This is a genomic window from Massilia genomosp. 1, from assembly GCF_011682185.1.
Taxonomy (GTDB): domain Bacteria; phylum Pseudomonadota; class Gammaproteobacteria; order Burkholderiales; family Burkholderiaceae_D; genus Telluria_A; species Telluria_A rubra.
Window position 1 is genome coordinate 1 of the sequence record NZ_WHJF01000719.1, and the last position, 203, is coordinate 203.

Annotated in this window: 1 protein-coding gene; it reads right to left on the minus strand. The window is 62.1% G+C overall.

The window, feature by feature from the left end; genetic code table 11:
• Nucleotides 1-203 (minus strand): zinc ribbon domain-containing protein (locus tag F1735_RS38765; RefSeq protein WP_222853233.1); only part of this gene is annotated, 203 nt, incomplete at both ends.

The window sequence follows — 203 nt, forward strand, 5'->3', positions numbered from 1 at the left end:
CGTGGCCGCAAGCCGGGCACGTCTGGCTGGTGTGCTGCGCTGGCACGGCCAGCAACATGCCGCCGTTCCACCCAAGCTTATAGCCAAGCTGGCGGCGAAACTCGCCCCATCCCTGATCGAGGATAGCTCGGTTCAGGCCCGACTTCTGGCTGACCTTCTTGCCCGGTTGTTCGACAGTACCTTTGGAAGACCTGGACATGTTC